The 12,135-nt window shown below is 73.2% G+C and carries 11 protein-coding genes; 5 read left to right on the top strand and 6 right to left on the bottom strand.

All coding sequences use genetic code 11. From position 1 onward, the window contains the following. Positions 1-6: 6 nt before the first annotated feature. Together C8054_RS23960 and C8054_RS23955 are read right to left on the bottom strand one after the other, a co-directional pair. The gene (locus tag C8054_RS23960) at positions 7-1,314 is read right to left on the bottom strand and encodes an extracellular solute-binding protein (RefSeq protein WP_107160440.1); all 1,308 of its coding nucleotides are present in this window, start codon (positions 1,312-1,314) and stop codon (positions 7-9) included. A gap of 177 nt (positions 1,315-1,491) precedes the next feature. After that, positions 1,492-2,247 carry a maleylpyruvate isomerase family mycothiol-dependent enzyme gene (locus C8054_RS23955; RefSeq protein ID WP_107160438.1) on the bottom strand — a complete coding sequence of 252 codons (756 nt, stop codon included), beginning with the start codon at positions 2,245-2,247 and terminating at the stop codon, positions 1,492-1,494. Between the two features lie 70 nt (positions 2,248-2,317). On the opposite strand from C8054_RS23955, the gene C8054_RS23950 reads away from it, so the two are divergent. After that, positions 2,318-3,415 (top strand): UDP-N-acetylmuramate dehydrogenase, encoded by a 1,098-nt coding sequence (locus C8054_RS23950; protein WP_107160436.1) that lies wholly within the window; start codon positions 2,318-2,320, stop codon positions 3,413-3,415. On the opposite strand, the gene C8054_RS23945 is transcribed toward C8054_RS23950, so the two are convergent. Both C8054_RS23945 and C8054_RS23940 read right to left on the bottom strand, forming a co-directional pair. Then, on the bottom strand, positions 3,399-4,199 hold the full coding sequence (locus C8054_RS23945; RefSeq protein ID WP_199199900.1) for a class I SAM-dependent methyltransferase: 801 nt from the start codon (positions 4,197-4,199) through the stop codon (positions 3,399-3,401). The two genes, C8054_RS23950 and C8054_RS23945, sit on opposite strands and share 17 nt — an antisense overlap. After that, positions 4,199-4,963 carry an SDR family NAD(P)-dependent oxidoreductase gene (locus C8054_RS23940; protein WP_107160434.1) on the bottom strand — a complete coding sequence of 255 codons (765 nt, stop codon included), beginning with the start codon at positions 4,961-4,963 and terminating at the stop codon, positions 4,199-4,201. Before C8054_RS23940 ends, C8054_RS23945 begins: the two co-directional genes overlap by 1 nt. 171 nt (positions 4,964-5,134) lie before the next feature. Between C8054_RS23940 and mshA the strand changes: the two genes are divergently transcribed. The 3 genes from mshA (at position 5,135) to C8054_RS23925 (ending at position 8,127) form a co-directional block, all read left to right on the top strand. Then, the gene (gene mshA / locus C8054_RS23935) at positions 5,135-6,496 is read left to right on the top strand and encodes a D-inositol-3-phosphate glycosyltransferase (RefSeq protein ID WP_107160432.1); all 1,362 of its coding nucleotides are present in this window, start codon (positions 5,135-5,137) and stop codon (positions 6,494-6,496) included. A 45-nt stretch (positions 6,497-6,541) separates the two neighbouring features. After that, positions 6,542-7,075: a YbjN domain-containing protein gene (locus C8054_RS23930; protein ID WP_107160583.1), complete on the top strand. Its 534-nt coding sequence runs from the start codon at positions 6,542-6,544 to the stop codon at positions 7,073-7,075. A gap of 188 nt (positions 7,076-7,263) precedes the next feature. After that, positions 7,264-8,127 carry a hypothetical protein gene (locus tag C8054_RS23925; RefSeq protein ID WP_233220157.1) on the top strand — a complete coding sequence of 288 codons (864 nt, stop codon included), beginning with the start codon at positions 7,264-7,266 and terminating at the stop codon, positions 8,125-8,127. A gap of 369 nt (positions 8,128-8,496) precedes the next feature. Here C8054_RS23925 and C8054_RS23920 read toward each other — a convergent pair whose 3' ends face one another. Both C8054_RS23920 and C8054_RS23915 read right to left on the bottom strand, forming a co-directional pair. Then, positions 8,497-9,747 (bottom strand): MFS transporter, encoded by a 1,251-nt coding sequence (locus tag C8054_RS23920; protein ID WP_107160428.1) that lies wholly within the window; start codon positions 9,745-9,747, stop codon positions 8,497-8,499. Between the two features lie 80 nt (positions 9,748-9,827). Beyond that, positions 9,828-11,153 (bottom strand): MFS transporter, encoded by a 1,326-nt coding sequence (locus C8054_RS23915; RefSeq protein WP_107160426.1) that lies wholly within the window; start codon positions 11,151-11,153, stop codon positions 9,828-9,830. A gap of 150 nt (positions 11,154-11,303) precedes the next feature. Here C8054_RS23915 and C8054_RS23910 point away from each other — a divergent pair, with 150 nt between their 5' ends. Continuing rightward, on the top strand, positions 11,304-12,071 hold the full coding sequence (locus C8054_RS23910) for a phosphoglyceromutase (protein WP_107160424.1): 768 nt from the start codon (positions 11,304-11,306) through the stop codon (positions 12,069-12,071). Positions 12,072-12,135 lie beyond the last annotated feature (64 nt).

The raw sequence follows: 12,135 nt of genomic DNA, 5'->3' as shown, positions 1-12,135 counted from the left end.
CTCGGGTTACTTGGCGGCGGCCTTCTCGGCGTTGGCGACGGCGTCGGTCCAGCCCTGCTGCGGGGAGCGCTTGCCCAGCTCCACGGTGCGCACGGCGTTCTCCACCTCGGTGCGGACGGCCTGGTTCTTCGGGCCCATGTAGACCGGCTTCAGGTTCTTGGCGCCCTCGGCGAAGATCTTGCCGACCGGGGCCTCGGAGAAGTAGGCGTTCTTCGAGTCGACGATCGCCGGGTCGGCCAGCGCCTGCGGGGACGAGGGCAGCGGGCCCTTGAGCTTGAACGCGCCGATCTGACCCTTGGCGCTGGTCAGGAACTTGGCCAGCTCGATCGCCTCGGCCTGGTGCTTGCTCTGCTTCGGCACGGCGAGGAAGGAGCCGCCCCAGTTGCCGCCGTTGCCGGGGATCTGGGCGATGTCCCACTTGCCCTTGGCGGCCGGGCCGGCGTTGCCCTCGATCACGCCGGTCATCCACGCCGGGCAGGCGATGGTGGCGAACTTCGACTGCTTGAACGCGGAGACCCACTCCTCGGACCAGGAGCCGTACCTGCCGGAGAGGCCGGAGTCGATGATGTCCATGGTGGTGTCGTACGCCTGCCGTACCGCCGGGTTGCTGCCCACGACCAGGTTGTTGCTGGTGTCGTAGTAGCTGTAGCCGCTGGTGTTGCCGGCGGTCTGGAGCAGGATGGTGTTGAACGTGTTCGTCGCGGCGTCGAGGAACGCGGCGCCGGTCTTCTTCGCGGTGAACTGCTCGCCGACCTTGACGTAGTCCTGCCAGGTGGGCCAGAGCTTGGACACGGCCTCCCGGTCGGTGGGCAGGCCGGCCTTGGCGAACAGGTCCTTGCGGTAGCACATGGCCATCCCGCCGACGTCGGTGCCGAGACCGATGAGCTGCTTGCCGTCGGCGGTGAGCCCCTGGTTCCACTTCCAGTCGAGGAAGTTGCCCTTCAGGTCGGCCGCGCCGTGGTCGAGCAGGTTCACGAAGTTCTGCGGGTTGGCCTTGTACTCGACCAGCAGCCCCTCCTCGATGGCGACCACGTCGCCGGCGCCCTTGCCGGCGGCGAGCCACTGGGTGAGCTTCGGTGAGTACTCGTCGAGGTTGCTGCCGGTGCCCCGCTCGACGATCTTCACGTCGGGGTGGCTGGCCATGTACTCCTGGTAGAGGTCCGCGTAGCCGAACTGGCCGAAGACGTCGACGGTGAGCGTGACCGGCCCGTCGCCGGCGGGCTCGTCGCCGCCGCCGCAGCCGGTGGTGCCGAGCAGTGCGGTGGCGGCGACGAGGGCCACCGCCGCCAGTCGACGGCGCGTGAAGGTGAGCATGCTGTCCTGACCTCTCGGGGTCGTAACGGGTGGTGGAGGGCGGTTCCGGTACTCAGAGAGCGCTCTCACGAGAGCGTGGTCGATGCCCTCGATCCTGTCAAGAGAGCGCTCTCTTACTGCCCGAAAAAAGCGGAGAGGGCCGTTCCCGCCCCTCTCCGCCCGGTATCGCCGCCTCGGTCAGCCCACCCGCAGCCCGTCCAACAGGGTGCGGTCGCCGGCCACGCCCAGCGTGTCGAAGCTGATCCGACCCATCAGCGCCAGCAGCACATCACTTGCCGTGCCGGTCACCTGCGCCCGTGCCCGGTGGTCGTCGTGGTCCAGGATCGTCGCGGTGTCCAACAGCGCGACCCCCTCGCCCCGCAACCGCAGGTACCACTCCTGCGCGGCGTCGGTGGCGGTCAACTGGACCACCCCGTGCCACTGGCCGGACCGCACCCGCCGGCCCGCCGGCAGCCAGGTGTCCAGCACCTCGCTCACGCCGTCGGCCGCGAGCTTGGCCTCGATCGGGTCGCCCGCGCCGATGGCGAGCTGGGCGTCCCAGCGGTGCACCGCCGTCTCGTGCGCCACCCGGCGCGGCCAGAAACCGGCCTTCTTCGGCTGGGGCGCGAAGTTCCACGCCGGCGCCTCCGGGTCCAGCCCTTCCAGGAGCGCGGTCAGCCGCTCGTACTCCTGGGCGTACCACTGGGCCGGGGTGAGACCGGCCGGCGGCTCCACCTCGTGCCGCTCCGGACGGCCGGTGCCACCGGCGGTCAGCACCGTGCCCACCCAGAGGTAGGCGCGGCTCAGGTGATGGGCGAGATCGGTGACCGTCCAGCCGGGACAGGACAGCACGGGTGTCTCCGGAGGCGCCTCCGCCACCGCCGTGGCGAACGCGGGGCCCTCCGTCCGCAACGCGCCGATCCAGAAGTCCTTCGTGTGGTGCAGTCTGCTCATCGCCATCCTCCCGGGGGTGACCGGGCCACCAGTGGGTGCCACGGCTACCCCTCAGCCTAGGGTGAAAGGCGTGCCAGACGTCTACGCCGAACCGACGACCGCCGCCGGACCGACCGATCCGGCCACCCTGGCGCGCTACACCACGCTGCGGCTCGGCGGCCCGGCCGGCCGGCTGGAGATCGCCGGCGACGCCGCCGAGTTGGTGGCGAAGGTGCGGGCGGCGGAGGCCCGCGGACAGGCCGTCCTGGTGCTGGCCGGCGGCAGCAACGTGGTGATCGGCGACCAGGGCTTCCCCGGCACCGTCGTGCTCGTCCGCTCCCGGGGCCTCACGGTCGTCGCCGAGCACGGCGACACCGTCACGGTACGCGTGGCCGCCGGCGAGCCGTGGGACGAGCTGGTCGCGGCCACCGTCGAGCGCGGCTGGGCCGGGCTGGAGTGCCTCTCCGGCATCCCCGGCTCGACCGGCGCGACGCCGATCCAGAACGTCGGCGCGTACGGCCAGGAGGTCGCCGACACGATCGTCGCGGTCGAGGCGTACGACCGCGCGCACCGCGAGGTGGTCCACCTCCCGGCGGCCGACTGCGGGTTCGCCTACCGGGGCAGCATCTTCAAGTACAGCGACCGCTGGGTGGTGCTCTCGGTCGACTTCCGGCTCACCCGCTCGCCGCTGTCCACCCCGATCCGCTACGCCGAGCTGGCCCGCGCGCTCGGCGTCGAGGTGGGGGACCGGGCGCCACTGGCCGACACCCGGGCCACCGTGCGCCGACTGCGGGCCGGCAAGGGCATGGTGCTCGACGCGGCCGATCCGGACACCCGGTCGGTCGGCTCGTTCTTCACCAACCCGGTGCTCGACCGCGAGGCGTACGAGCTGCTCCGGGTGCGCACGGCCGACCTGGGCGTGGGTGAGCCGCCGGCCTGGCCGGGCGCCGGTGACGTGGTGAAGATCAGCGCGGCCTGGTTGATCGAACAGGCCGGCTTCGGCAAGGGGTACGCCGGCCCGGAGGGCGTCGCCATCTCCACCAAGCACACGCTGGCGCTCACCAACCGGTCCGGCACCGCCAGCACCGCCGCGCTGGTGGCGCTGGCCCGGGAGATCCGCGACGGCGTGCACGCCCGCTTCGGCGTCCCCCTCCACCCCGAGCCCGTCCTGGTCAACTGCACCATCTGACCCCGTCGGTGGGGGCGACGGCGGGCCAGGGGAGGGTCAGGTAGCCGTGGCGCCAGGCTCGGGGGCGGTCCTGGACCGGCCAGCCTGCCTCCTTCAGGGCGGCCACGGTGCGCAGCCAGCGCTGGCGGGGGCCGAACGGGGCGTAGCCGGCGGCCGAGCGCCAGGCGTGCTCCAGCGCGCCGAACAGCTCGTGCACGCGCTCACCCGGCACGTTGCGGTGGATCAGCGCCTTCGGCAGCCGCTCGGCGAGCGACGCCGGGCTCTCCAGCGTGGTCAGCTTCGCGGCCAGCGTGAGCGTGCGCGGGCCGGTGGCGTCCAGCAGCACCCAGGCGCCGAGCCGGCCCAGCTCGTCGCAGGTCCCCTCGACCAGCAGCCCGCCCGGCGCGAGCTGCCCGACGATCGTGCGCCAGACGTCGGCGACCTCGCTCTCGTCGTACTGGCGCAGCACGTTGCACGCCCGTACCAGGACGGGACGCAACCCGGCCAGCTCGAAGCCGCCCCGGGCGAACGTCAGCCCGGGCGGGTCCGCGGCCGGCCGGGCGGCGGCCACGCGTACCGGATCGATCTCCAGCCCGACCACCCGCACGTCCGCACGGACGCCGGTCGCGAGCCGGGCCCGCAGCTCGACCGGGGTGACCGGGGTGGCGCCGTAGCCGAGGTCCACCACCAGCGGATCGGCGGCGGCGCGGAGCGCGTCGCCGCAGTTCTCGACGATCCAGTTGTCCACCCGCCGGAGCCGGTTCGGGTTCGTCGTGCCCCGGGTGACGACGCCCAGGGGCTTCATCAGGTCACCCGGTGCACCTTGTGCTGCGCGGCCTGGGCCAGCGGGCGGACCACGAGCCGGTCGACGTTGACGTGGTGCGGGCGGGTGGCACACCAGGCGACGCAGTCGGCCACGTCGTCGGCGACAAGCGGCTCGGCCACGCCGGCGTAGACCGCCTCGGCGCGCTCCGCGTCACCGTCGAACCGCACCAGACCGAACTCCTCGGTCCGCACCATGCCCGGGTCGATCTCGACCACCCGGACCGGTCGGCCGCACAACTCCAGGCGGAGCGTGCCGGCGATCGCGGTCTGCGCGTGCTTGGCCGCCGTGTAGCCACCACCGCCCTCGTAGACGACGTGCCCGGCGGTCGAGCTGACGATCACCACGGTGCCGGCGCCGGAGCGTTCCAGCGCGGGCAGCAGCGCCTTGGTGACCCGCAGCGTGCCGAGCACGTTGACGTCGTACATCCACTGCCAGTCGCCGACGTCGGCGGTCTCCACCGGGTCCAGGCCGCGTGCGCCGCCGGCGTTGTTCACCAGCAGCGTGACCGGCCCGGGCGCGGCCGCCGCCGCGGCGGCCAGGCCGGCGACCGATTCGTCCGAGGTCACGTCGCAGGCCACCGCGGTGGCCGTGCCGCCGGCCGCCTCGATCTCGGCGACCAGCGCGGCCAGCCGGTCGGTACGCCGCGCCGCGGCCAGCACGTGGAAACCCTCGGCGGCCAGCCGGCGGGCGGTGGCCGCGCCGATCCCGCTGGACGCTCCGGTGACGATGGCGACTGCAGTCATCCGGTCATTCTCTCCCGCCGTCGCGGCCCGCGACGTGATGAGGTCCGTCACGCCCGGGAACCCGCGACAGGTATTTCCGAACCCCGATGGGGAAGATGACACCCGGCGTACGGGTTGACCGAGAGGCGCCGGTCGTGCGGGACGGCATCAACCGTGACAGAGGGAGCGGACGTGGCGGATGTGCACACCGGTGTCGGTCGTCAGCGAGGTGCCCTGCCGTGGCCCCGGCCGCGCCGCATCGCCACCCTGTCGGTGCACACCTCGCCGCTGCACCAGCCCGGCACGGGCGACGCGGGCGGCATGAACGTCTACATCCTGGAGGTCGCCCGGCGGCTGGCCGAGGCCGACGTCGAGGTGGAGATCTTCACCCGGGCCACCGCCGGTGACCTGCCCCCGGTGGTCGAGATGGCGCCCGGGGTGACCGTCCGGCACGTCACCGCCGGGCCGTTGGAGGGGCTGACCAAGGAGGAGCTGCCCGGGCAGCTCTGCGCGTTCACCGCCGGCGTGCTGCGTGCCGAGGCGGCCCGCCCGCCCGGCCACTACGACCTGATCCACTCGCACTACTGGCTCTCCGGCCAGGTCGGCTGGCTGGCCAAGGAGCGCTGGGGCGTTCCGCTGGTGCACACCGCGCACACCCTGGCCAAGGTCAAGAACGCCCGGCTCGCGGCCGGTGACCGGCCGGAGCCGAAGGCCCGGGTGATCGGCGAGGAGCAGGTGGTCGCCGAGGCGGACCGACTCATCGCCAACACCCGCGTGGAGGCCCGCGACCTGCTCGACAGGTACGCCGCCGAGCCCGACCGGGTGGCCGTGGTGGAACCCGGCGTGGACCTGGACCGGTTCCGCCCGGCCGCCGGTGACCGGGAGGCCGCGAGCCGGGCCGCCCGCCACCGGCTCGGTCTGCCGGTCGACGGGTACGTGGTCGCGTTCGTCGGCCGCATCCAGCCGCTCAAGGCCCCGGACGTGCTGGTCCGCGCCGTCGCCGCGCTGCGCGAACGGGACCCGGCACTCGCCGACGAGCTGACGGTGGTGATCTGCGGCGGCCCCAGCGGCAGCGGGCTGGACCGGCCCGCCGCGCTGATCGAGCTGGCCCACTCGCTCGGCGTGGCCGACCGGGTCCGCTTCCTCCCGCCGCGGACCGGCGACGACCTGCCCGCGCTCTACCGCGCCGCCGACCTGGTCGCGGTGCCGTCGCACAACGAGTCGTTCGGGCTGGTCGCGCTGGAGGCGCAGGCCTGCGGCACGCCGGTGCTGGCCGCCGCCGTGGGCGGACTGGTCACCGCGGTACGCGACGGCGTCAGCGGGATGCTGATCGACGGGCACGACCCGGTCGACTGGGCCGACGCCCTGGCCCGCCTGCTGCCCGAGCGGGGGCGTCGCGCCGTGCTGGCCCGAGGTGCCGAGCGGCACGCCCGCGACTTCTCCTGGCACCGGACCGTCTCCGGGCTGCTCGCGGTATACGGGGAGGCGATCACCGAGCACCGGGCCCGGCTGGCCGGCCGGCTCGGTGACCCGGCGCTGAGCTGCTCCTGGTGACCGCCCGTCGGGCGAGCAGGCCCGGCCGACCGTAGAGTGGACGCGATGAGCCGTACGAGTGAGGTCGCCGCGCTGATCGAGGCCGTCTGCGCGGAGCGCGAGCTGGAGTGGGAGTCCACCGGCGAGGCGTCGTACGCGGTGACCCTGCCGGGCACGCACAAGCTCAAGACGATCTGCAACCTGATCGTCGGCGAGCACGCGTTGCGGATCGAGGCGTTCGTGATGCGCCAGCCGGACGAGCGCCGCGAGGAGCTGTGGGCCTGGCTGTTGCAGCGCAACGCGCGGATGTACGGCGTCTCGTTCTCCATCGACGCGGCCGGCGACGTCTACCTGACCGGCCGGGTCAACCTGGCCGGGCTCGACGCCGACGAGTTGGACCGCCTGTTCGGCTCCGTGCTGACCTATGCCGACGAGTCGTTCGACAGCATGCTGGAGATCGGCTTCGGGACCGCCATCCGCCGGGAGTGGGAGTGGCGGGTGAAGCGCGGCGAGTCGACCGCCAACCTGGCCGCGTTCGCCCACCTCTTCGAGCCGTCGACCCCGGCCGGCCCGGCCGCCGGAGGTTCAGGGCCCGCCTGACGGGTATGCCGCCTCGCGCGGTGCGGAGCATCGGGACCCGCCGCGCGCCGAGGACGGACTGTCGAGGAGCGTGTCCCATGGCTCAGCGCAACAGCTCAGGTCGCGGCACGACCGCGACCCGGACCAAGCGGCACACCGGTAACCGGACGCCGAACACCCCGAAGGTGTCGGAGTCCGAGATCTCCCGGATGAAGGTCGACGACATCCGGGGCCAGCTCCGCCGGCGCGGGGTCTCCGGGACCTCCACGCTGCGCAAGCCGGAGCTGGTGAGGACGCTCGCGCGCACCATGCGCGCGGAGGGGCGCGGCGGCGCGGCCCGGCGGAGCACCGGCCCGGCCGGTCGGCCGGCGGCGGCGAAGAAGACCACCGCGGCGAAGAAGGCCGCCGCCCGGAAGGCCACGCCGGCCCGCCGGAAGGCCACCTCCGCGGCCAAGGCCGCGCCGGCCACCCGGGCCACCGGCGCCCGGGCCAAGGCGACGGGTACGCGCAAGGCGGCCCCCGCCCGCGCCAAGGCGACCGCCGCCCGCGCGAAGGCGACACCGGCCCGCGCGAAGGCGGTACCCGCGCGGGCCGGGGCATTGCCCGCTCGCGCGAAGGCGGCACCGGCGCGGGCCAGGGCCACGTCGTCCGGGGCGAAGGCGGCGCCGGCACGGAAGTCGGCTCCGGCGCGGGCGCAGGCCGCGCCGACGCGTGGGCCGGCGTCCAGTCGGTCGATCGGATCGTCCCAGCTCATCACGTCTCTCGCGGACCGTCCGGAGCGTCCGGGGCGCAGCCTGGTGACCCGCAACCACGAGGTGATCCAGCGGTGGGCGCGGGCCCGGGGTGCGAAACCGGCCACCATCGCCGGCACCGAGCGGGGCGACCGGCCCGGCGTGTTGACGTTCAACCTGCCGGGTTACCGGGAGAGCAGCCGGCTCCGGGAGATCACCTGGGACGCCTGGTTCCGGACGTTCGACTCACGGCGGCTGAATCTGATCTACCAGGAGCAACTGCGGGACGGCCGGCAGAGCAACTTCTTCCGTACCGAGAACCCGAATCGCGAGGACGGCTGAGGTTTACGGGAATGGCCGGCGGGAATCCGCGTGTTGGCCATCCGGGAGGCCGCAGCAGGGACAGCCGGATTCCCGACACGGATGCTGTGACGGGTAAGACAGCGATCCGGGTTGAATCCGGAATCCGGGCGAACTAACTTTATTGCACCGCGTCCCGCTTGTTTTCGTTCGGGGGAGCGGCGGATCGATCAGATCCGCGCAGGCGCGACGCGAAGATCGGGCGGAGCACACCGTTGGGGGACGGTGCCGCCCGGGGAAACCGGCGGCGCGAGCGGGCGACGCTTACGGGGGTGAGTGTCGCCCGCCGCCGCCGGGCGTACGGTGCGAGCGCCCATCTCGACGGGGGTCGGGGTGGGCGCTCGGCCGTTCTCACCGGTGGATCGTCTGCACCGGTCGGGACGCGGCCCGCAGCGCGGCGACCCGGCGCTCCCGTGGCGGCCCGACGATCAGGTGGCCGGCAGCGGCCAGCAGGCCCAGCCCGCCCACCACCAGCCAGTGCCGGTCGCCGAGCCGCTCCAGGCTGAGCCCGCCGAGCGCCGGCGCCACGAAGGACGCCGCCGGGAACGTCAGGTAGAACACCGACTGGTAACGGGCGCGCAGCTCCGGTGGCGCGAGATCCGCGTTGATCTGCGCGTTCGGTGGCGCGGCGAGCATCTGCCCGGCGGTCCAGACCACCGCCGCCCCCAGATAGAGCGGCAGCCCGTCGGCGACGGTCAGCGTGCCGAAGCCGAGCGCCATCAGCCCGGTCGAGACGGCCAGGACGGTCGAGCGCCGGTACGGCTCGATCAGCCGCGGCACGAAGAGCTGCCCGGCCACGATCAGCGCCCCGCCGAGCGCCACCACCAGCCCGTACGCGGACGGGCGCAGGCCGTCCGCGCGCATCGCCAGCGGCATGATCGTCGACGTCTGCATGGTCAGCACCGCCAGCAGGAACGTCAGCGCGACGAAGGTGAGGAAGGTGCGGTCGGTCAGCGCGGTGTGCAGTCCGGGTCGCCGTCCCACCACCGCCTCCGGGGTCACCACCGGACGGTGGCGCAGCGTCTCCGGCACCGTGAGCGCGATGACCACCGCCGCCGCCAGGGTGGCCCCGGCGTCGACCAGGAACAGCGCCCGGAAGCTCGCCTCGGCGAGCACCCCGGCCAGCAGCGAGGCCACCGCCATGCCCAGGTTGAACGCCCAGAACTGGAGGTTGAACGCGCGGGACCGGCGGGCCTCCGGCACCACGTCCACGATGGCCGCCACGAACGCGGGGCTCGGCATCGAGTGCGCCACCCCGACCAGCGTGGCCAGCACGGCGATCACCGCCAGGTGCCGGCTGAACGCCAACGCGGCCATCAGCCCGGCGGCGGCGAGGTGGGCGGCGAGCAGGGTGGCCCGCCGGCCCCAGCGGTCGGCCAGGACGCCGCCGAGCAGCGTGCCGGCCGCGCCGCCGATCCCGTAGGCGCCGACGACGAGCCCGGCCAGCGACGGCGAGGCGCCCCGCGCGGCGGTGAGGTAGAGCGACAGGAACAGCAGCGCGAACGCGCCGGCCCGGTTGATCAGCAGGCCGGACCAGAGGTACCAGAAGGTGGCGGGCAGCCCGCCGGCCGTGTCGTCCCACCAGCGTCGCAGGCCGTGCACCCGTCCTCCAGGAAGGTTTCCTTACTGATTCCTTCCGACACGGTAGCGACCGGGTCGGTGGCGGGTGCGCGCGGGCGTACTCAGGAACCGGCCCGGACCGGTGCGGCTGGGGACGCCGCCGCGGCCTCGGCCGACTCCGGCGCCGGGGTGCGGGTGAGGGTGACCGGTGTGACCGGGGTGCCGGTGGTGCGGAGTTGGGCGGCCCGCCGTTCCCGGGCCGGACCGGAGACCAGGTGGGTGATCGCGGTCAGCGCGCCGATCGCGGCGCAGGCCAGCCACAGCGCGGTGTTGCCGGCCTGCTCCCGCAGCAGGCCGCCGAGGATCGGCGCGCTGGCGCCGGCGAGCTGCCAGGAGAGGGAGAACACGCCCTGGTAGCGACCGCGCAGCGCGGCCGGCGACAGCTCCGCGATCAGGGTGGCGTTGGAGGGCGAGTTGAGCATCTCGCCGAGCGTCCAGATGAGCACCGTGAGGCCGTAGAGCCAGACCGTGTCCGCGAACGCGGTCAGCCCGAACCCGACGCCCATGATCAGCGCGGACAGCGCCAGCACGTGTGACCGGCTGCGGCCGGAGATGAGCCGGGGCACGAAGAGCTGCCCGACCACGATGAGCACGCCGTTGAGCGCGATCACCGAGCCGTAGGTGGCCGGGCTGAGCCCGGAGTCGCCCATGGCGATGGGCAGCATCGAGATGTGCTGGAGGAAGACCAGCGCGGCGAACAGGTTGAGCGCCACGAAGCCGAGGAAGACCCGGTCCCGGAGGATGGTGCGCAGCGCGCCGGCCGGAACCGCCGCGCCCTTGGCGACCACGACCGTCGGCGCGACCCGGGTCTCCTTGACCCGGGTGAAGATGATCAAGGCGGTGACCAGCGTGGTGGTCGCGTCCACCAGGAAGAGCAGCAGGTACCCGGCCTGGGCGGCGAGCCCGGCCAGCACGGCGGCGCAGGCGAAGCCGAGGTTGATCGCCCAGTAGTTGAGCGAGAACGCGCGGAGCCGGTCGGACTCCGGCACCACGTCGACCATCATCGCGCCGAACGCCGGACGGGCCGCCTCGGCGAACAGGCCGAGCAGCAGCGCGCCCGCCGCCACCGCCCAGAGCGGGCGGGCCAGGCCGAGCCCGACCATCATGGTGGCCGCGCCGAGGTGCGCGGTCAGCAGCGTGGGCCGCCGCCCCCAGCGGTCGGTGAGCGTGCCGCCGACCGTGGTGCCGATCGCCCCACCGACGCCCCAGAGGCCGATCACCAGGCCGGCCTGGACCGCCGAGAAACCGCGCTCCCGGGTCAGGTAGATCGCGAGGAAGATCAGCACGAACGAGCCGAGCCGGTTGATCAGCGTGCCGGTCCAGAGGTACCAGAAGGAACGCGGCAAGCCGCCCGCCGTGTCCCGGAACCAGCCCCGTACCGTCCGCATCCCCGACGCCCCCGTTGGTAATGACCGATCAAACTCAGACGCCTTACAACTTAGTAGCCTGCCGGAACGCCGGTCACCCGCATTTCCACGTGGTGGTCGTCACCACCGGTCCCCGCGTGTCCGCCGGGCCGGTACGGCAGGATGATCGGCATGACTGCGAGCGAAGGGCCCACCATCGGGACGCTGGTCCTGCTGCGGCACGGCGAGAGCGACTGGAACGCCAAGAACCTCTTCACCGGCTGGGTGGACGTCGACCTGACCGAGAAGGGCGAGACCGAGGCGCGGCGCGGCGGCGAACTGCTCCGTGAGCACGACCTGCTGCCGGACGTGGTGCACACCAGCCTGCTGCGCCGGGCGATCCGCACCTCCGAGTTGGCGCTGAACGCCGCCGACCGGCACTGGATCGCGGTACGCCGGTCGTGGCGGCTCAACGAGCGCCACTACGGCGCGCTCCAGGGCAAGGACAAGAAGCAGACCCTGGACGAGTACGGCGAGGAGCAGTTCATGCTCTGGCGCCGGTCGTACGACACGCCGCCGCCGCCGATCGACGACAACGACGAGTGGTCGCAGGTCGGCGACCCCCGGTACGCGCTGTTGCCGACCGAGCTGATGCCGCGCACCGAATGCCTCAAGGACGTCGTCGACCGGATGCTGCCCTACTGGTACGACTCGATCGTGCCGGACATCCTGGCCGGCCGGACGGTGCTGGTGGCGGCGCACGGCAACTCACTGCGCGCCCTGGTGAAGCACCTCGACCAGATCTCCGACGAGGCCATCGCCAAGCTGAACATCCCGACCGGCATCCCGCTGCGCTACGACCTGGACGCCGACCTGCGCCCCCAGGTGCTCGGCGGCACCTACCTGGACCCCGAGGCGGCCAAGACGGCTGCCGCCGCCGTAGCCAACCAGGGCCGCTGATGTAAGGCGGGGCCCCCTTTTAACGCCTCTGGTAGAGGAGGGGCCCCTTCTTAACACTCCCCTG

This window comes from Micromonospora sp. RP3T (genome assembly GCF_003027925.1).
Lineage (GTDB): Bacteria > Actinomycetota > Actinomycetes > Mycobacteriales > Micromonosporaceae > Micromonospora.
This window is presented reverse-complemented; position numbering and strand designations above follow the sequence as displayed.

What these genes read in the sequence shown, in the direction of transcription:
- C8054_RS23915 (WP_107160426.1), bottom strand. Translation starts at nt 11,153, where the DNA reads ATGCGGACGGTACGGGGCTGGTTCCGGGACACGGCGGGCGGCTTGCCG.
- C8054_RS23945 (WP_199199900.1), bottom strand. Translation starts at nt 4,199, where the DNA reads ATGAAGCCCCTGGGCGTCGTCACCCGGGGCACGACGAACCCGAACCGG.
- C8054_RS23910 (WP_107160424.1), top strand. Translation starts at nt 11,304, where the DNA reads ATGACTGCGAGCGAAGGGCCCACCATCGGGACGCTGGTCCTGCTGCGG.
- C8054_RS23925 (WP_233220157.1), top strand. Translation starts at nt 7,264, where the DNA reads ATGAAGGTCGACGACATCCGGGGCCAGCTCCGCCGGCGCGGGGTCTCC.
- C8054_RS23930 (WP_107160583.1), top strand. Translation starts at nt 6,542, where the DNA reads ATGAGCCGTACGAGTGAGGTCGCCGCGCTGATCGAGGCCGTCTGCGCG.
- C8054_RS23955 (WP_107160438.1), bottom strand. Translation starts at nt 2,247, where the DNA reads ATGAGCAGACTGCACCACACGAAGGACTTCTGGATCGGCGCGTTGCGG.
- C8054_RS23960 (WP_107160440.1), bottom strand. Translation starts at nt 1,314, where the DNA reads ATGCTCACCTTCACGCGCCGTCGACTGGCGGCGGTGGCCCTCGTCGCC.
- C8054_RS23940 (WP_107160434.1), bottom strand. Translation starts at nt 4,963, where the DNA reads ATGACTGCAGTCGCCATCGTCACCGGAGCGTCCAGCGGGATCGGCGCG.